The sequence below is a fragment of the Kribbella sp. NPDC004138 genome, from assembly GCF_053603655.1.
In genome coordinates this window covers 223,043-241,424 of the sequence record NZ_JBSGFZ010000004.1, presented here as the reverse complement: position 1 = coordinate 241,424, position 18,382 = coordinate 223,043, and the positions used below count along the sequence as shown (strand labels likewise).

General features: G+C 70.0%; 14 protein-coding genes. 5 read left to right on the top strand and 9 right to left on the bottom strand.

Annotated features, from left to right (window positions below; genetic code table 11):
- Positions 1 to 60: 60 nt before the first annotated feature.
- The 7 genes from ACWEOO_RS07215 to ACWEOO_RS07185 form a co-directional block, all read right to left on the bottom strand.
- Positions 61 to 1,365 (bottom strand): hypothetical protein, encoded by a 1,305-nt coding sequence (locus ACWEOO_RS07215; RefSeq protein ID WP_355699835.1) that lies wholly within the window; start codon positions 1,363 to 1,365, stop codon positions 61 to 63.
- A gap of 9 nt (positions 1,366 to 1,374) precedes the next feature.
- Positions 1,375 to 1,737, bottom strand: a complete 363-nt coding sequence (locus ACWEOO_RS07210) for a cupin domain-containing protein (RefSeq protein ID WP_359937260.1) — start codon at positions 1,735 to 1,737, stop codon at positions 1,375 to 1,377.
- A gap of 10 nt (positions 1,738 to 1,747) precedes the next feature.
- Positions 1,748 to 2,401, bottom strand: a complete 654-nt coding sequence (locus ACWEOO_RS07205) for a Rid family hydrolase (RefSeq protein WP_452142233.1) — start codon at positions 2,399 to 2,401, stop codon at positions 1,748 to 1,750.
- Positions 2,398 to 3,978: a flavin monoamine oxidase family protein gene (locus tag ACWEOO_RS07200; protein WP_452142232.1), complete on the bottom strand. Its 1,581-nt coding sequence runs from the start codon at positions 3,976 to 3,978 to the stop codon at positions 2,398 to 2,400. The genes ACWEOO_RS07205 and ACWEOO_RS07200 overlap by 4 nt, the downstream gene beginning before the upstream one ends.
- Positions 3,979 to 4,092: 114 nt before the next feature.
- Positions 4,093 to 4,863, bottom strand: a complete 771-nt coding sequence (locus ACWEOO_RS07195; RefSeq protein WP_452142231.1) for a S1 family peptidase — start codon at positions 4,861 to 4,863, stop codon at positions 4,093 to 4,095.
- Positions 4,864 to 4,872: 9 nt separating this feature from the next.
- A complete protein-coding gene (locus ACWEOO_RS07190) occupies positions 4,873 to 6,993 on the bottom strand; it encodes a bifunctional polysaccharide deacetylase/glycosyltransferase family 2 protein (RefSeq protein WP_452142230.1) in 2,121 nt (706 codons plus the stop codon).
- Entirely contained in the window at positions 6,990 to 7,385 is a 396-nt protein-coding gene (locus tag ACWEOO_RS07185) for a hypothetical protein (RefSeq protein ID WP_452142229.1), read from the bottom strand. Before ACWEOO_RS07185 ends, ACWEOO_RS07190 begins: the two co-directional genes overlap by 4 nt.
- Before the next feature lie 260 nt (positions 7,386 to 7,645).
- Here ACWEOO_RS07185 and glgX point away from each other — a divergent pair, with 260 nt between their 5' ends.
- The 5 genes from glgX (at position 7,646) to ACWEOO_RS07160 (ending at position 15,254) form a co-directional block, all read left to right on the top strand.
- Positions 7,646 to 9,760: a glycogen debranching protein GlgX gene (gene glgX / locus ACWEOO_RS07180; protein WP_452142228.1), complete on the top strand. Its 2,115-nt coding sequence runs from the start codon at positions 7,646 to 7,648 to the stop codon at positions 9,758 to 9,760.
- Positions 9,757 to 12,153: a malto-oligosyltrehalose synthase gene (gene treY, locus ACWEOO_RS07175; RefSeq protein WP_452142227.1), complete on the top strand. Its 2,397-nt coding sequence runs from the start codon at positions 9,757 to 9,759 to the stop codon at positions 12,151 to 12,153. The genes glgX and treY overlap by 4 nt, the downstream gene beginning before the upstream one ends.
- Positions 12,154 to 12,158: 5 nt before the next feature.
- On the top strand, positions 12,159 to 13,895 hold the full coding sequence (gene treZ / locus ACWEOO_RS07170) for a malto-oligosyltrehalose trehalohydrolase (protein WP_452142226.1): 1,737 nt from the start codon (positions 12,159 to 12,161) through the stop codon (positions 13,893 to 13,895).
- Between the two features lie 157 nt (positions 13,896 to 14,052).
- Positions 14,053 to 14,247, top strand: a complete 195-nt coding sequence (locus tag ACWEOO_RS07165; protein WP_355699845.1) for a hypothetical protein — start codon at positions 14,053 to 14,055, stop codon at positions 14,245 to 14,247.
- A 182-nt stretch (positions 14,248 to 14,429) separates the two neighbouring features.
- Complete coding sequence (locus tag ACWEOO_RS07160) at positions 14,430 to 15,254, top strand: SAM-dependent methyltransferase (protein ID WP_452142225.1); 825 nt, start codon at positions 14,430 to 14,432, stop codon at positions 15,252 to 15,254.
- A 39-nt stretch (positions 15,255 to 15,293) separates the two neighbouring features.
- On the opposite strand, the gene ACWEOO_RS07155 is transcribed toward ACWEOO_RS07160, so the two are convergent.
- Complete coding sequence (locus ACWEOO_RS07155; protein WP_452142224.1) at positions 15,294 to 15,713, bottom strand: ester cyclase; 420 nt, start codon at positions 15,711 to 15,713, stop codon at positions 15,294 to 15,296.
- Positions 15,714 to 15,770: 57 nt separating this feature from the next.
- Positions 15,771 to 18,380 carry a GNAT family N-acetyltransferase gene (locus ACWEOO_RS07150; protein WP_452142223.1) on the bottom strand — a complete coding sequence of 870 codons (2,610 nt, stop codon included), beginning with the start codon at positions 18,378 to 18,380 and terminating at the stop codon, positions 15,771 to 15,773.
- Between the last annotated feature and the right edge of the window lie 2 nt (positions 18,381 to 18,382).

Here is an 18,382-nt window from a genome sequence, read left to right as displayed (position 1 = left end):
CCTGCCGTAGCCAGATAGCTTCGGCAAGGCCTGAATATCTCTTATGGACGTCCGTAATAACTAGCGAGGAATCTTCTCGACCAGTAGCTGGTACGGGCGCGGCGGCCGGCCGAGCTTGCTCGAGCGAGGCGGCGGCATCGGCCAGGCGAGTCCCTCGTCGACCAGCGTGCTCAAGGTCCGGCGCGCGGTCCGCAGAGTCACACCGAGCAGCTCCGCGACCTTTTCGGCGTCGACCACCCGCTCGGTGTCGTTCGCGTTCTCCAGCTGCTCGGCGAGCGTGGCCAGGATCTGCAGCGCCCGGGAGTCCGCGGGGACGGAGCGCTCGGCGGTCCGGGTCCGCTCGCCGGGGATCTGGAGCACGAAGCCGTGCGGTCCGACCACGAACGCGGTGTCGCCGCCGGCCGCCTTGTCGACGGCGGACTGCGCGTTCACCTCCGCCTCGCGGGTCGACGTACCGAGCCCGATGCCGACCTCCAGCCGGATCCCGAGCTCCTCGGAGATCCGGTCCAGGAACGGCGCCATCGACAGGTTGTCGGTGGCCAGTCGCAGCGAGCCCATCGTCGTGACGATGAGGAAACTGTGCTCGTCACGCGGCACCACGGCAGCGTCCATCGGGCGGGCGTCGCGCAGCAGTTCGCGATGCAGCGACAGGCGAAGCTCCTGGTACCAGTACGCGCTGGCGCTGGCATGCGCCGGCAGCGACGCGGCGGGCACCCGGACGATCATCGTGACGATCCGGGACTCCTCGAGCTTCGCGCCGCCGCCCATCAGCACGGCGGTGGTCAGCGCCTGCCGGATCGTCATCGACGACGGCGTCATCCGCAGCACCGGTACTCCGGCCTTCTGCAAGGCGACGTCGACGGTCGGCACCGTGGTGACCGCCCCGGTGGTCCGGCCGCGCTCGTACAGCGAGCGGTGGAAGTCGAGGAACGTCCCGGCCGACTCCGGCCCGGTGTACTCCTTCAGCCGTACGCCGGACGCGCTCAGGCCGATCTCCTCGTACACGTGCGAGAGGTCCCGGCGGGACATGGTGTCGACGCTGATCCGGGCCGGGTCGAAGACCTTCTCGAGGACGCCGCGGAGCAGGGTCGAGAAGAGCGCCGGCCCGCCGCTCGGCACGTACGTCGCCGGGACCGGCAGGCCGCCCGCGACCGCCACGTCGTACGGCAGCGGTCCGGCGAACAGGAACGCGTCGACCCGCGAGGCGATCCGCGCCGCCTGCTCGTGCGCGTCGTGCTCGTCGGAGTAGACGGCGGTCTCGAGCCGCAGCGCGGGGTTGTCCAGCTCGCGGGCCAGATTCATGATCCGGTGCACGATCTGCTCGGCCCCCACAACGCCGACCGTCACCTGCTCATGCGTCGCCACCTCGTCAGATTAACGGTCGACGTTGACCGTCGGGATCCCGCCGCCGGCCCGCGCGATGATCGCCAGCGACGGCTCGCCGCTGGGGTTGCTCTCGCGGTGGATCGTGAACGCGGGCACGTGGACGAAGTCGCCGGCGACTGCGTCGAGGTACTCGCCGGAGCCCTCGAATTCGAGCCGCAGCACGCCGGAGACGATGTAGAGACTGCTCTCGTTCTTGTCGTGGTGGTGCCATCCGGAGATCGCACCGGGCTGGGTGATGACCTGGCCGGCCCACAGGATCGGGAGCTCGAAGGCTCGCATCCGGAGCATGCCGGACGTCGGGTCGGCGGCGACCAGGTCACCAGCCTTGATCACACGAACTGGCTCGCTCATACCTCCAGTGTCAGCGCTGGGGGTACGCGGCGTCGACCTCCACCTCGACGAGCCAGCCGGACACCGGGAGGTTCTCGATCTCCAGTGCGAAGCGGGACGGACGCGCCTTGTTCACCACGAACGGTTTCGCCGGCGGCGCCGTACCGAGCGGGACCGGGACGTAGGCGCCGGTGGTGAGGTCGGTGTTGGCGAAGTACTGGCGGTACGCGCGGTTCCACCCGGCGAAGTCGGCGACCGTCGCGCCGGCCGGGTTCTGCAGGAAGACGCGCATCGTGTAGACGTCGGCGTACGACAGCCCGGCCGCGGCGAGGTTCTCGCCGATCCGCCGGAGTGCGTTGATCCCTTGGGCCTCGGTGATGGTGACGCCCGCGGGCAGCGTCCCGCCGGGGAAGATCGCGGTGTCGATGTACGCCGCCTCGGATCCGGACGGAGCGCCGGTGTTCAGCGCCGACGGGCCGATGCCGCTGGTCTTGTAGACGGGTGTGTTGGCGCCGATGCCGACACCGGTCGCGATCATCGGGTTGGCCTGACCCGCGGGCAGGGCGGGTACGACGGTGCCGGGCTGCGGCGGCTTCGGCTTGTCCCACCAGCCGGCCGCTGTTCCGGCGCCGGCGCTGAACGAGACGACCAGGGCGACGGCCCCGGCGATCAGGCGAGTCTTCATCGGCTCGCCACCCGGCTGTGCAGGGCGGTCACGGCCGCGCGGGCGGACACCATCGCGCCGTGCTGCCAGGCGATGGCGTGCGACAGGTGGTCGCCGGCGAAGTAGATGTTGCCGGTGGCCTCGAGCAGCCGGGCGTAGATCCCGTCGGTCTGCGACGGCCAGCTGACCCAGGACGCCTCGGAGTACTTGGTGCCCATCCAGTTCACCGAGAACGACGCCTTGACGTCCTTCGCGTACACGTCGCCGTGCATCTTGGCGCCTTGCATCAGCGCGCGCTCCAGCCGGCCGGCCGGTGTCATCGCGCCGTACAGGTTCGCGTTGGCGCCGGTGTTGTAGTAGCCGATCACGGTGCCGCGCTCGCCGTGGAAGCCGTACGACGGGTACCAGGTGTTCACGGTGTCGAGGCTGCTGTTGGTGATGCCGCCGTAGATCCGGTGGTCCTCCTCCCACCAGCGCCGGCCGTACTCGATGCCGATCTTGCCCGCGTTCGTCGGCCGGGCGTACTTGAGCGCCTCGATGATCGGCGCCGGCAGGTTGGACGGCACCTTCGCGGCCAGGTGCGGCGGCAGCGTGCAGATCGCGTAGTCGGCGGTCAGCATCCGGGTCCGCGGGCCGCTCTTGTAGGTGACCTGGACGCCGGAGCCGGTGTTGGTCAGCCCGGTCACCTCGGCGCCGTACCGGATCTTGTCCTTGCCGATCGCGCGCTCGAACGCGTACGGGATCCGGTCCATCCCGCCGACCGGCTGGAACATCATCATCGCCTGGTCCCAGCCGAACTCGAACGAGAAGTAGTTGCCGACGCCGCTGGCGAAGACGTCGCTCAGCGCGTACGGCGCGGCCGTCGTGCCGCCTTCCAGTCCGGCGCCCGGCTCGACCGTGTACCCGCGCCGCCCGTCGGCGCCGGTGTAGGCGAAGCCGGACGCCTTGTTGCCGATCGAGCCGAAGCTGCTGAGGAAACCGATCAGCGCCTGCTTGTCGGTCGCCGTCAGCTTGGCGTCGAGCGCGCCCTGGTCGGCGGCGGTGGCGAGCAGTTCGGCGACGTAGCCGTACACGTCCGCCTTGGCGGTGCGGTGCCGGATCGCCTTGTTGGACAGGCTGCTGGTGCCTTCGCGGTACAGGTACGCGTCGGCGTTCTGGTTGACGAACGGCTCGATCGCGACGCCGAGCTCGCGGCAGTAGTCGAGTGTCACGTGGTGCTGCGGAAGCCGTCCCGGGCCGGCGTTCATGTACTGGCCGGGGGAGAACGTCGCGCGCTGGGTGTTCCCGGCGAGGTCGGTCTCGACGGTGCCGCCGCGAACGGTCCAGTTCCGGCCGCCCGGGCGGGTGCGCGCCTCCAGCAGGGTGACCTGGTAGCCGGCCTTCAGCAGCTCGTACGCCGAGGTGAGCCCGGCGATCCCGGCTCCGAGAACGACGACGTGCTTGGTGCCGCGGCCGTTGAGATCGGCCCGCGACGGGGCGGCGTACGCGGGTGTCTCGGCGACGCCCGTGAGGCCGAGCGCCGACATGGTGGAGTACAGCACCCCCGCTCCACCGGTGATACCGACCTGCTGCAGGAACTGACGTCTGGTCTGCGCCATGCCTTCTCCTCACTGGGCAACGGGGTAGCTGACCAGAAAGGTAAGGACATGGTGTTTTCGGAGCGTGTCAGGATCGTGACGGATCGACGCTCGTACCGACAGGTATGTTTCTGATTAACGAACCTGTTGGAGCAGCGCCCGCGCTACCCCGGCGACCTCGGCGTAAACACCGGGCTTGCCGGGCTGTGCGCAGCCCTGACCCCAGGAGACGAGTCCGAGCAGGCGGCCGTTGAGGACGAGGGGGCCGCCGGAGTCGCCCTGGCAGGCGTCGATGCCGCCGGCGAGGTAGCCGGCGCAGACGTTGGTCGCGGCGGCGTACCCGTTGGACACGTAGCTCTTGTTCGCGAGACAGGTCTTGTCGCCGAGGTCCGGTACGGCGGCCTTCTGCAGGGTCTCGGCCGGCCCGGTCTCCTGCGTGTCGCCCCATCCGTAGACGGTCGGTACGGCGCCCGCGCGATCCGCCCGCGCGCGGGTCTCGAGCGGCAGCACCGGTACGCCGGTGAAAGGCCGCGCCAGCGTCAGCACCGCCACGTCGTACCGGTTGTCCTTCGTGTTGTAGCCCGGGTGGATCCACACCTTGCTGATCTCCGACACTCGCCCGACCGAGTCGTCGGCGAGGTCCGCCCGTCCCTGGACCGCGTAGTACGTCGACATCGCCTCGTCCATACAGTGGGCCGCAGTCACGATCTTGTTCGGCGCCACCAGCGCGGCCCCGCAGTACCGGCCGCCCGACGCCGCGGATTGCGTGTTGTTCAGGGCGATCGCCCACGGTGCCTCGGCAGTGCTCGCCACCGTCCCGCCGACGATCACCGGCTTCGCTCCGGCGGTGGCAACCAGCAGGACAGCGGCCAACAGCACCGCCTGCACTCTCCGTGAAACGATCATCGCTGTAGGTTAGCGGACGACTGGAGCCTGCAGACTGCCGTAGCGCTCCATGCGCTGCCAACGGAGTCTGGTGCCGGCCAGTGCGGTGAAGACCGACTGGATGACGACCAGGTACATCAGTTGCCGGTAGACGAACTGCTGAAGTGGCAGCGTCCACAGCGGCCCAGCTCGCTCTCCGTCCAGGCGGAACGCGTAGAAGCCCATCGCCAACTGCAGCAGCATGAACCCGGCCCAGACCGACAGGACGCGAACCGGGTCGAGGAAGATCAGGCCGTAGATCGCGAACACGTCCACAACCGGTGCCAGCAGCGGCAGCAGAACCTGGAAGAGCATCAGGTACGTCAGCCCGCGGCGGCCGAACTTACCGGCGCGGCCGCGCTGCACCATCGCCCCGCGGTGCTTCCACATCGCCTGGAGCGTGCCGTAACACCAGCGGTACCGCTGCCGCCACAGGGCGCCAAGTGACGCCGGCGCCTCGGTCCACGCCACCGCACTCTCCTCGAAGACGACCCGCCACCCGTCCCGGCACAGCGCCATCGTCAGGTCGGTGTCCTCCGCCAGCGTCACGTCGCTCAGGCCGCCGATCCGCTCCAGCGCCGTACGGCGGAACGCGCCGACGGCACCCGGCACGGTCGGCATGCACTCGGCCAGGTCGAACAGCCGGCGGTCCAGGTTGAAGCCGATCACGTACTCGATGTGCTGCCAGCGGCCGAGCAGCCCGCGACGGTTGCCCACCTTGGCGTTGCCGGACACCGCGCCGACGGCAGGGTGCCCGAAGGGCTGGATCAGCTTGCGCACGGCGTCCGGCTCGAACACGGTGTCGCCGTCGACCATCACGATCAGCTCGAACCGTGCCGCGCGCAGTCCAGTGTTGAGCGCGACCGGCTTACCGGCGTTGGCCTGCCGGATCACACGGACCCGGGGGATCCCCAGCCGCTCGACGAGATCCGCCGTACCGTCGGTCGAACCGTCGTCGACGACGATCACCTCGAGCGGGTGGTCCGACGCCACCAGCGAGCGGATCGCGGCCTCGATGCCGGCGCTCTCGTTGTACGCCGGGACGATGACGCTGACCGGCTCCGTCACCGGCGGGCCGTAGGTCCAGTTCCGCATCCGCGCGTGCCGCCGGGCGGCGATCACGGTGGTGATGGCGCGCAGCACGCTCAGCGCGCCGGCGGCGTACAACAGCCAGCCGATCACGGCCAGCACGCCGTCGCTGATCCGCATCGCCCCGATCACCGCGAGACCCCGTCCGCGATCCAGCAGACTCGCCTTGCGGGTCGGGTCCGGCAGGCCGACCGAGTCGCTGACGGTGGCGAACCGGAAGCCACGCGCCTTCAGGCGCGGCAGCAGCTTGTCCAAGGCCTCGACGGTCTGCGTACGGTCGCCGCCGGCGTCGTGCATCAGCAGCACCTGTCCGGCCGTGCTGCGGGGCATCGAGTTGGCGATCACCTGCTGCGTGCCGGGCTTCCGCCAGTCCTCACTGTCCTGACTGCTCAGCACGGCCAGGTAGCCGGCCTTGCGGGCCTGCTGGAGCGCCTCCCAGTCGCGATTGCTCAGCGCGTCCGGCTCGGAGGAGTACGGCGGTCTGAGCAGCGTCGTACTGACACCGGTGGCGCCGGCGAGGACGAGCTGGCTCTGCCGGAGCTCGAGTGAACGCCGCCACCCGGACGCGGTCGACAGGTTGGCATGCGTGAAGGTGTGCACCGCGATCTGGTGACCCTCGGCGACGATCCGGCGGGCCAGGTCCGGGTGCGCGGCGACCTCGGTACCGACCACGAAGAAGGTGGCGTGCACCTGCTGCTTGCGGAGCACGTCCAGGATCTCCGGAGTCCAGACCGGGTCCGGCCCGTCGTCGAAGGTGAGCGCGATGGTGCGTGCTTTCGGTGCCACCGACCGGGGTGTGCCGTCGCCCGCGTCGATGACCGGTCCGCCGTTGACGATCTGTTTCGGCACCGCTCCGGAGGGACCGCTTGACCGGACCGCGCCGTCGGCCTCCGTTCCGTACATATGGTGCGTGTAGCCGTTCAGCAGCAGCATGCCGGCCAGGCAGACCAGCAACATCGTCAGGACGATCCAGTGCGTCCGGAGCGGCACCTGCTTGGCGCGCCGCGCGCCCGGTCGGCTCACGGGGCGGCCGGCGCCCTCGTCTTACCGGGCGGTGCGGTCGGCTTGTTGCCGTGCGTCGTGGTCGCCGTCGGCGCCGCGGTCGGTGAGTTGGTCCGGCCCGGCTGGGTGCTCGTCACGGTCGTCGGAGCCGTGGTCGGTACGGCGGTCACGGGCGGCGACGTCACCGACGGACTGTCGGTCGGGACCGTGGCGGGGCCCGAGGTCGGCGTGCTGGTCGGCGCCGCGGGGGTGGCTGTGGCTCGCGGTGTCCGGCTGTCCCCGGTTGTCGGCCGCGGCGTCTCGAGCGCGATCTCGGCCGGCGGCGCGGTCGGCCGGTGCTCGGGCTTCGCGGCTTCGGGGAGGGGGATCAGCGGGGTGTCCATCCGCGGTCCGCCCAGCAAACTACTCACCATGAGCAGGAGGTAACCGACGGTAGGTACGGCGAGGAACACGCCTGCTCTTCGGATACTGCGACGGCGACGCCCGGTCGAGTCCAGAAAGACTGGCCGCCGAGGGGAGGGCGGTCTCACAAGCGCGAGAGCTTAGCGGAATCGAGCGAAATTTGGGATGTCGGGGGTCTTGCGGCGGAGTGCAAGCCCTTACCGGGTGAATTCTCGACACCGAAATACCCCGCCGTGCGGTGACCGGGGGCCGGGGTGGCTACTGTCGTCAGGTGCAGAAATGGCCTGGTCGTCCTTACCCCCTCGGCGCCACCTACGACGGTGCCGGGACGAACTTCGCGGTGTTCTCGGAGGTCGCCGATCGCGTCGACCTCTCGCTGGTCGGTGACGACGGGGCCGAGCAACTGGTGCAGCTGACCGAGGTGGACGGATTCGTCTGGCACGCGTACCTGCCGGGAGTGCAGCCGGGGCAACGGTACGGCTTCCGGGTGCACGGGCCCTACAACCCCGCCGAGGGGCACCGGTGCAACCCGTCGAAGCTGCTACTGGACCCGTACGCGAAGGCGATCGACGGGCAGATCGACGGCGACGAGTCGCTGTTCAGCTACCGATTCGCCGAGCCCGACGAGCTGAACACGATGGACAACCGCGAGCACACGATGCTGTCGGTGGTGACCAACCCGTTCTTCGACTGGGGCAACGACCGCCCGCCGGGCCACGCCTACCACGAGACCGTGATCTACGAGGCGCACGTCAAGGGCCTCACCAAGACCCATCCGGGCCTGCCGGAGAACATCCGCGGCACCTACGCCGGCATCGGGCACCCGGCGATCGTCGAGCACCTGAAGGAGCTCGGGGTGTCCGCGATCGAGCTGATGCCGGTGCACCAGTTCGCCCAGGACGGCCATCTGCAGGAGCTCGGCCTGTCGAACTACTGGGGCTACAACACGATCGGATTCTTCGCGCCGCACAACGCCTACTCGTCGACCGGCACCCGCGGCCAGCAGGTGACCGAGTTCAAGGCGATGGTGAAGGCGCTGCACGAGGCCGACATCGAGGTGATCCTCGACGTCGTCTACAACCACACCGCCGAGGGGAACGAGTTCGGCCCGACGCTGTCGTTCAAGGGCATCGACAACGCGGCGTACTACCGGCTGGTCGACGAGGACAAGCGGCACTACTACGACACCACCGGCACCGGCAACAGCCTGCTGATGCGGCACCCGCACGTGCTGCAGCTGATCATGGACTCGCTGCGCTACTGGGTCACCGAGATGCACGTCGACGGCTTCCGCTTCGACCTGGCGGCCACCCTGGCCCGGCAGTTCCACGAGGTCGACCGGCTGTCGGCGTTCTTCGACCTGGTCCAGCAGGACCCGGTGGTGAGCCAGGTGAAGCTGATCGCCGAGCCGTGGGACGTCGGCGACGGCGGGTACCAGGTGGGCAACTTCCCGCCGCTGTGGACGGAGTGGAACGGCAAGTACCGCGACCAGGTCCGGGACTACTGGCGGGGCGAGAAGTACGCGCTGGCCGAGTTCGCCTCCCGGCTGACCGGTTCCTCCGACCTGTACCAGGACGACAGCCGCCGGCCGCTGGCGAGCATCAACTTCATCACCGCCCACGACGGCTTCACGCTGCGCGACCTGGTCTCGTACAACGAGAAGCACAACGAGGCGAACGGCGAGGGCGGCAAGGACGGCGAGAGCTTCAACCGCTCCTGGAACTGCGGTGCCGAGGGCCCGACCGACGACCCCGAGGTGCTGCGGCTGCGGGCCAAGCAGGAGCGCAACTTCCTCACCACGCTGCTGATCTCGCAGGGCGTGCCGATGATCGCCCACGGCGACGAGCTCGGCCGGACGCAGCGCGGCAACAACAACGTCTACTGCCAGGACAACGAGACCTCCTGGATCGACTGGGAGCTGGACGAGCCGCAGAAGCACCTGCTCGGGTTCACCCGGTCGCTGCTGACGTTGCGCAACAACCACCCGGTGCTGCGCCGGCGCCGGTTCTTCCACGGCGACACCGGCATCGACGGCCTCGGTGACCTGGTCTGGTTCACGCCGAACGGCACCGAGATGCAGAACGGCGACTGGCAGCGCGACGACGCCCGGGCGATCGCGGTGTTCCTGAACGGCGACGCGATCTCCGAGCCGGACCCGCGCGGCGAGCCGGTGGTCGACGACTCGTTCCTGGTGCTGCTGAACGGGAACTTCGAGCCGGTCGACTTCCTGCTGCCGCCGGAGGAGTACGGCGAGCACTGGACGGTCGCCGTCGACACGACGCACCCGACCGGCGCCGGGGACGAGGACCCGCACGCCGCGAGCAGCACGGTCCAGCTCGAGGCCCGCAGCACCCTGGTCCTGACCCGTTCGAGGCAGGCCGGATGAGGGGAGTCCCGCAGGCCACCTACAGGTTCCAGCTCCGCGCCGAGTTCGGCTTCGACGACGCCGCCGCGGTGGTGCCGTACCTGGCAGGCCTCGGGATCTCCCACGCGTACCTGTCCCCGATCCTGCAGGCCGCGCCCGGTTCCACCCACGGGTACGACGTGGTGGACCACAGCCGGCTGTCCGAGCCGATGGGCGGCCGGCCGGCGTTCGACCGGTTGTCGGCGCGGCTGGCCGAGCACCGCCTGGGCGCTGTCGCGGACGTCGTACCGAACCACGTCGCCGTACCGACGCCGGAGAGCCTCAACGCGGCGCTCTGGTCGGTGCTGCGGCTGGGGCCCGGCTCGCCGTACGCGGACTGGTTCGACGTGGACTGGGGCGCCGGCAACCAGCCGCTGCTGATGGCGGTGCTGGGTCAGCGGATCGGCAAGGTGCTCGCGGACGGCGAGCTGTCCGTCGAGGGCGACGTACTGCGGTACTACGAGCACGAGTACCCGCTGCGGCCCGGGACCGAGGAGCTGCCGCTGGCGGAGCTTGTCACCGCGCAGTGGTACCGGCTCGCGCACTGGCGGGTCGCTGACGAGGAGTTGAACTACCGGCGGTTCTTCGACGTCGACACGCTCGCTGCTGTACGGCAGGAGACCAAGGAGGTCTTCGACGCGACCCACGAGCTCCTGCTCGCGCTGCTGCACGAAGGAAAGCTCAACGGCTTCCGGATCGACCACCCTGACGGTCTGGCGGACCCGCGCGGCTACCTGCGTCGACTGGCCGAGCGCACCGGCGGTGCCTGGGTCGTGGTGGAGAAGATCCTGGAAGGCGACGAGCAGCTGCCCCGCGACTGGCCGTGCGCCGGCACGACCGGGTACGACGCTCTGCTGCGCGTCGGCGGCCTGTTCGTCGACCCTGCTGGTGCTGCACCGCTCGCGGCCCTGCACTCCGAGCTCACCGGTGCACCGGCCGACTTCGGACCCGTGGTCGAGGAGGCGAAGCGCGAGATCGTTCAGCACGGCCAGTACGCCGAAGTGCATCGCCTGGTCGAGTTGCTCGCGCGGATCTGCCAGGACGACGTGCGGCTGCGTGACCACACCAGGCGGGCGTTCCACGAGGTCGTCGTGGAGCTGCTGGTCCAGTTCGACGTCTACCGCGCGTACGTCGTACCGGGAGAAGAGCCGGAGCCCGAGGCGGTGGCTGCGGTCGAGCGGGCTGCGGAGAGAGCGCGGGCGAACCTGGACGAGGACCGCCAGGCCACCCTGGACGTCGTGCTGCACCTCTTGCTGGGACGAGAGACGAGCACGGTCGACGAGCAGGCGCGGGCCGAGCTGATCGTGCGCTTCCAGCAGACGTGTGGACCGGTGATGGCCAAGGGGGTCGAGGACACCGCGTTCTACCGGTGGCTGCGGCTCACGTCGCTCAACGAGGTCGGTGGCGACCCGGGCCACTTCGGTGTGACGCCGGAGGAGCTCCACGCGTACGCGTCCCAGTTGAACCGGGACTGGCCGAAGACGATGACCACGCTGTCCACCCACGACACCAAGCGGTCCGAGGACGTCCGCGCGCGCCTCGGCGTACTGTCCGAGCAGCCCGCCGTCTGGTCGGAGGCGGTCCACGAGTGGCGCAGGCTTTCGGAAGAGCACCGCAGTCCCCTGCTGGACGGCAGCACGGAGTACCTGTTCTGGCAGACGCTGTTCGGCACCTGGGCCGACGGACCGCTCGCTGAGGACCGCATGCAGGGCTATCTGCTGAAGGCGATCCGTGAGGCCAAGCGGCACACTTCGTGGACCTCGCCGGACGACGAGTACGAACAGGCTGTCGCTGCCTTCGCGACGGCGGTCCTCGACGACGAGACCGTGCTCGACGCGGTACGCCGCTTCGCTGACGAGCAGACCGGCTACGTACGAGCTGCCACGCTCGGCCAGAAGCTGGTGCAGCTGACCATGCCCGGCGTACCGGACGTGTATCAGGGCACCGAGCTGGTCGATCTGTCCCTTGTGGACCCCGACAACCGGCGCCCGGTGGACTACACGGAGCGCATCGAGCGGCTGCAGCGGCTGGACGACGGCGGCAAGCCGGAAGACCTGTCCGACGAGAAGCTGCTTGTCACGTCGCGAGCGCTCCGCATCCGCCGGCAGTACCCCGAGGCCTTCGCGGGCAGCTATGCACCGCTCCCGACCTCCAACGGGCACGCGGTCGCGTTCGCCCGTGGCGACGCCGTCATCACCGTGGCGACCAGACTGCCGGCCGCGCTGCAGCGGCTGGGCGGCTGGGGCGACAGCACCGTCGTGCTGCCGAGTGGCCGGTGGAAGAACGTGTTGACCGGCCGTGAAGTGGGCACCGGGGCTGCCCGGATCGGCGATCTGCTCGCGGACCTCCCGGTCGCCCTCCTGGTCAGGAGCTGACAGCCATGCACACGTTCCGCGTCTGGGTGCCAGCGGCAACCAATGTGGACCTGGTACTGCGGGACGGTGTGCTCCCGATGCGCTTCGCCGAGGGCGGCTGGTGGGAGCGGCAGGTGGCCGAGGCGCACCACGGCACCGACTATGCGTACTCCGTCGACGGCAGCGACCCGCTCCCCGACCCGCGCAGCCCGTGGCAGCCGGACGGCGTCCACGGGTTCAGCCGGGTCTTCGAGGCGGACCGCTTCGAATGGAGCGACGACAGCTGGACGGGCCGCGACGTACGAGGCGCTGTCTTCTACGAGCTGCACCTGGGCACGTTCACGCTCGAAGGCACGCTGGACGCAGCCGCCGAGCACCTGGACTACCTGGCCGTGCTCGGGGTCGAGGTGGTCTCGCTGCTGCCGGTCGCCGCGTTCCCCGGCGTACACGGCTGGGGGTACGACGGTGTGGACCTGTACGCGGTGCACGCGCCGTACGGCGGCCCGGAAGCCCTGCAGCGGTTCGTGGACCGCTGCCACGACGCCGGGCTGGCTGTGTGCCTCGACGTCGTCTACAACCACCTCGGTCCGAGCGGGAACTACCTGTCCAGCTTCGGTCCGTACTTCACCACCAGGCACTCCACGCCGTGGGGCCCTGCGGTCAACTTGGACGACGCCGGTAGCGCAGAGGTACGACGGTGGATCTGCGACAACGCCCTGCGCTGGTTCCGCGACTTCCACCTCGACGTACTGCGGCTGGACGCCGTCCACGCGCTGGTCGACGACAGCCCGACGCACCTGCTCCAGCAGCTGTCGACCGAGACCGCCGAGCTGGCCAAGGACCTCGGGCGGCCGCTGGGGCTGGTGGCCGAGTCGGACCTGAACGATCCGCGCACGGTCGAGCCGGTGTCCACGGGCGGCATGGGGATGACCGCCCAGTGGAGCGACGACTTCCACCACGCACTGCACTCCCTGCTGACCGGTGAACGGTTCGGGTACTACGTGGACTTCGGGGACCCGGCGGTGTTCGCGAAGACGCTGACGCGGGTGTTCCTGCACGACGGGGGCTATTCGACATTCCGCGGCAAGGACTGGGGACGCCCGGTCGATCCGCGCAGCCACCGCGGCGGCGAGTTCCTCGCCTACACGTCGAACCACGACCAGATCGGCAACCGGGCGCTCGGCGACCGGCCGAACCTGACCCCGGGGCAGCTCGCGATCGGCGCCGCGCTGGTGCTGACCTCGCCGTACACGCCGATGCTGTTCATGGGTGAGGAGTGGGGCGCCTCGACGCCGTGGCGGTTCTTCACGGACTTCTCCGACGACACCGAACCCGGCCTGGCGGACGCGGTCCGGACCGGCCGGCGGCACGAGTTCGCCGAGTTCGGCTGGGACGCGGACGAGATCCCCGACCCGCAGGACCCGCAGACCTGGCGCAGCTCGGTGCTCGACTGGTCCGAGCCGGACGAGGCGCCGCACCGCGAGCTGCTCGCCTGGTACCGGCACCTGCTCACCTTCCGGGCCCGGATGCCCGAGCTCCGTGACGACCGGCTGGCGTCCGCGGAGGTCGCGTTCGACCCCGCCGGCGCCTGGCTGGTGGTGTCCCGCGGCAGCCTGCGCGTGGTGGCGAACCTCGGTGGTGCGGACGCGGTCGTGCCGCTCGCGGAGCTCCCGAAGTACCTCGTGATGTCGTTCGCCGGCGGAGACCTGACTACCGGCGGGGTTTGGTTGCCTGGTCACGGCGTCGCGATCGTGGCCGTCTGAGACTTTCCAAAGGGTCACGTTTGTAGGCCATTCCAACAGAACGCGGCGTTCGAGTGTGTTGATCCGTGGTGATTTCCGGAATCGCTTGTCTGCCGGGGTGGTCGTGGCGGACTGTTGATGGGCCAGCAGGGGACGGGGGGTTTTGAGGGAGGACCGGATGACAGTCGGAGGCGTCGACACCTACTACGACTACGAAGAAAAGCAGTGGAAGAGCCGGAAGCTGGGTGGCGGCCCGATCCGTCGCGGCCCGGTCTGCCCGGCACCACGCACCCCGGACCATGCGGTGCGCGAATCCACCGTCCACGAGCGTCGTGCGGCCGTTCGCGACGTACCGAAGCACACGCTCAACTGACGCGCACCGGTGGCAGGGCCCGCCAGACCAGGCCACCGACCTGACCACAGCGGCTGTCGTCCGACGGCCGCTGTGGCATGCCCGGACCAGCCGCAGTCACGGTTGCGCGCGCCGGGGCAGCGAGCGGCGTGGCTTCCGGGTCGCATAGAGTGACGGTTGTCCCGACAGGAAGGATCCGGGTGATGGCCGACGCAGACGACCAGGTGACACAGAGCGCGCCGTTCCCGGGCTTCGACACGACCAAGCCGAGTATCGCCCGGACGTACGACTACCTGCTCGGCGGCAAGGACAACTTCGCGGTGGACCGCGCGTTCGGCGACCGGTTCATCAACGAACTGCCCGGCTCCCGGGTGATCGCCTACGACAACCGCGGCGCGCTGATCCGCGCGGTCCGCGAGATCGTCACCACGACGCCGGTCCGCCAGTTCATCGACCTCGGCAGCGGGCTGCCGACCGCCGACAACGTGCACCAGGTCGCCCAGCGATACGAGCCGGACGCGAAGGTGGTGTACGTCGACAACGACCCGATCGTGCTCGCGCACGGCCGCGCGCTGCTCGCCGAGAACGAGAACACCACGGTCATCCAGGCCGACCTGCGGGAGCCGAAGGCGATCCTCGAGCATCCGGACACGGTGCGCCTGATCGACTTCTCCGAGCCGGTCGGCGTGATCTTCAGCGCCACCCTGCACCATGTGAACGACGACGAGGACCCGGCCGGCATCGTCCGCTTCTGGAAGGACCGGATCGCCTCCGGCAGCCACCTCTTCATCAGCCACTTCCGCAGCGAGAACGACCCCCGCAGCCAGGAGCTCGAGCAGGTCCTGCAAGGCTCGCTCGGCCGCGGCCGCTGGCGCACCGACGACCAGATCCTCGCCCTCTTCGGCGATGACTTCACCGTGCTCGCCCCCGGCCTGGTTCCTGCCTGCCGATGGCGCAACCCCAGCGAGCCCGACGACCTCACCGACTACCAGCGCCTGATCGCCGCCGTCCTCGCCGTCAAGAACTGACGCTTCGTCGGCACGAGGTTTCGGGAGACCGTGGTTGGGTCACTGCCCGAGGCCACCGAGCTGCTGGACCATTGCGAGGTCGTCCCGGATCGCCCAGCGCTCAGCGATCCGGCCCTCCCGCAGCCGGTACGCGAACGCGACGTCCCTGGTGCAGAAGCCCTCGCGCAGGTCGAAACCGCGGAACCCGCCGCCGGGCCAGTGCAACTCGCGCGAGCCGAACTGCACGACCAGGTCGTTCTCGGCGACGACGAACGACTCCACCCAGCGTCCGGGATACCGGTCTCGGCGTGCCGACGCCAAGAACTGCCTGGTGCCCTCGATCCCGGGCGGCATGTGTGGGGCGAGCGCGTGGTTGACGAGATCCGGCGTACAGAGCGCGTCGAGCCGGGACAGGTCACCGCTGCCGTTGCCGAGCTCGTCCAGTTCCTGCACGACGGTCTTGTTCTCAGAGAGGTTCATGCTCCAGCGGTACCACTCGTCCACACGCCAGGGAAGCGCCCGTTCCGGCGGGACCGATTACCCCGGGAGCTTCTGCCGGGCGAGGAACGCGAACCGGGCGGTCTTGGTCGAGCCGTCCGGCTGGACGATCTTCGCCTCCGCGCCGAGAGTGAAGCCGCTGCGGTGGAACCGCTCGATCGCGCGGGTGTTCCGGACGTCGGGTTCGACCACGATCCGCGGGTGTCCCAGGTGCTCGAAGACGAAGCGGGCGAGCGCGCCGATCAGCTGACCGGTGAATCCGGCGCGGGCGTCCCCGGGCGCGATCAGCAGATGGACGCCGAGGTCACCGGGCTCGACGGCGTACGCCGCGCCGGCGGGATCCGCCTGCGGGTCGTACGTCTGCAGCAGCGCGACCGGTACGCCGTCCAGCCGGACGACGTACACGTGATGCGTCGGCACCGAGTCCAGGAAGCGGTACGTCGCCTCGATCTCGTCGCGCGACAGCGCGCCCATGCCCCAGTAGGTCGCCCGCTCGGCCGTCACCCACCCGTGGATGAGGTCCAGATCGCGCGCCGGATCCGCCTCCTCGATCCGCACCGTCCCGAACCCGTCGACGGCCGCCGAGTACGTGCGATCCTCCCGGGCCGCCGGACCCTCCGCGGGGACCAGCGCACCGCGCAACCACGACGCCAGCTGGTCGTGGTGGTGCGGATCGCCGAGGACGCCGGACGCGCCGAGCGGCACGATCCACCGGCTGGCGGAGCGATCGGCGAGGTCCCACGCGTACCGGGCGGCGGAGGCGCGGATGCAGACGTCCGTCAGCCCGGGCAGGCTCGACGTCGACATCACGCAGTGGTGGTCGCCGGACAGGCCCAGGTCCAGCGGCGTCTCGTTCGCCGCGAACACCGGACCGCGCAACGCGTGCAGCGGTGCGAGCTGATGCGTCTCGGCCCATGGCGGGCGCGGGCTGTTGGCGGCGACCTCTTCCAGTGCCTCGCGGGCCAGCCAGCGCACGTCGACGTTCGGCAGCAGGTCGGTGGTGAGGAGGTTCTCGAGCGCGTACGAGACGTGGGTGAGCGGCTCCATCCACGGCGTGAAGACCGCGGCGACGTCGGCGTTCTCGAGCATCGTGAAGTGGTCGGTGAGGCGGGTGACGAGCGCCTTGCGGACCGCGGCGTACGACGAGGCCGTCGTGCTCGTGGCGTCCATCCGGCGGTCCCACGCGAACAGTTCGGTGCGGAGGGCAACTGCTTGCGGGGACAGGTCGCCGAGACCGGTCAGCAGGTCGAGCAGGGAGCCGGCCGAGCCCAGGTACGTGTCCTGGTGGATGCCCGGCATGCCGTCGACCGTCCAGTCGTCTCGGGCTTCCACGAGGTCGCGGATCCGGTCGGCGCGGTGCGGCGCGGCGAACTCGACCCCGAGCGGCGTCGCGAGCCCGCGGGCGTTCGCCATCACCGCCGGCCCGTCCACCGCTGCCCGCGCCATCTCGTGCCAGCCGTCCCAGCCGTACGTCGCATCCCAGGCCGGCACGACCCGCAGCATGTTCGCCCGCTCGCGCCGCGGCACCACGCCGGCGGTCCGATGCAGCAGCCCACCCGCGGTGTCGGCCGCCAGTACGACGTTGACCGGCTCGACCCACTCGTCAAAAGCGGCGTCCACATCGCCCACGCCGGTTGCCCGAAGCAACCGACGCATCACCTGGAACCCGAGCCGTCCGGTGACCCGGGGCGGGTAGCGCAGCGAGACCGATGCAGCGCCTTCCGCGCCTTCCGGGCCATGCGTGATGATCGGACCGCGGTCGGTCTCGATCACCTCGACCTCGACGGGCGCCGCACCGGCGACCTCCACCACCTCGGTGTGGAAGGACGCCGGTCGCCAGCCGTCCGGCCCCAAGGCCTCCACTCCTGACCCGGTCCGGCGCAGTTGTTCGGCGTACAGGTCCTGGTAGTCGGCCATGGCGTTGGTGATGGACCAGGCGACCGACCCGGTGTGGCCGAAGTGTGCGAGCCCCGGGATGCCGGGAACGGCGAGCCCGAGGACGTCGTACTCGGGGCAGGTCAGCCGGATCTGCTGATACACGCCGGGGCTCTCGATGAAGCGATGCGGATCGCCCGCCACGATCGCCTGACCGCTCGCGGTGTGCGACCCCGGGATCAGCCACCCGTTGCTGCCGGCCCCGTGCGGTCCCTCCGACGAGAACAGCTCCAAGGACGCTTCCCCGAGCTGGGCCGCGACATGAGTGCGCCACAGCTTGGAAGGGAAGCCGGCGAACAGGATGTGCACCGCCAGCCAGATCCCCAGCGGCGTCCACGGCTCCCACTCCTGCAGCGTCAGCCCGGTCTCCGCGAACTCGGGCGCGCGTGCCGCCCCGCCCGGCAGCCCGTGGTTGACGCCCTCGACGTACGCCGTGACCCACTCGCGCGTTTCGTCGTCGAGCGACTCGAAGCACCGCCGCGCCGTGTCCGCGAGCCGCGCCTGGCGGGCGAACACGTCCCACGCCGCCGCCTCGGCCCCGAGGAACGCGGCGCTCGTCCCGAGGTGCCGCCGCCGCTCCAGCTCGATCTGCCAGGCCCGGTCCCGCGCGGCGTTCACGCCTTGCAGGTAGACCAACGCGAGCGGATCCCCGGCTTGCAGGTGCGGTACGCCGTACGTGTCCCGGAACACCCTCGCGTTCACAGCAGCCCCCACTT

Excerpts from the sequence above, each read along its gene's own strand:
- ACWEOO_RS07205 (WP_452142233.1), bottom strand. The coding sequence starts at position 2,401 with ATGAAGACTCGCCTGATCGCCGGGGCCGTCGCCCTGGTCGTCTCGTTC.
- treZ (WP_452142226.1), top strand. The coding sequence starts at position 12,159 with ATGCACACGTTCCGCGTCTGGGTGCCAGCGGCAACCAATGTGGACCTG.
- ACWEOO_RS07160 (WP_452142225.1), top strand. The coding sequence starts at position 14,430 with ATGGCCGACGCAGACGACCAGGTGACACAGAGCGCGCCGTTCCCGGGC.
- ACWEOO_RS07195 (WP_452142231.1), bottom strand. The coding sequence starts at position 4,863 with ATGATCGTTTCACGGAGAGTGCAGGCGGTGCTGTTGGCCGCTGTCCTG.
- ACWEOO_RS07165 (WP_355699845.1), top strand. The coding sequence starts at position 14,053 with ATGACAGTCGGAGGCGTCGACACCTACTACGACTACGAAGAAAAGCAG.
- ACWEOO_RS07155 (WP_452142224.1), bottom strand. The coding sequence starts at position 15,713 with ATGAACCTCTCTGAGAACAAGACCGTCGTGCAGGAACTGGACGAGCTC.
- treY (WP_452142227.1), top strand. The coding sequence starts at position 9,757 with ATGAGGGGAGTCCCGCAGGCCACCTACAGGTTCCAGCTCCGCGCCGAG.
- ACWEOO_RS07210 (WP_359937260.1), bottom strand. The coding sequence starts at position 1,737 with ATGAGCGAGCCAGTTCGTGTGATCAAGGCTGGTGACCTGGTCGCCGCC.
- ACWEOO_RS07200 (WP_452142232.1), bottom strand. The coding sequence starts at position 3,978 with ATGGCGCAGACCAGACGTCAGTTCCTGCAGCAGGTCGGTATCACCGGT.
- ACWEOO_RS07185 (WP_452142229.1), bottom strand. The coding sequence starts at position 7,385 with ATGGTGAGTAGTTTGCTGGGCGGACCGCGGATGGACACCCCGCTGATC.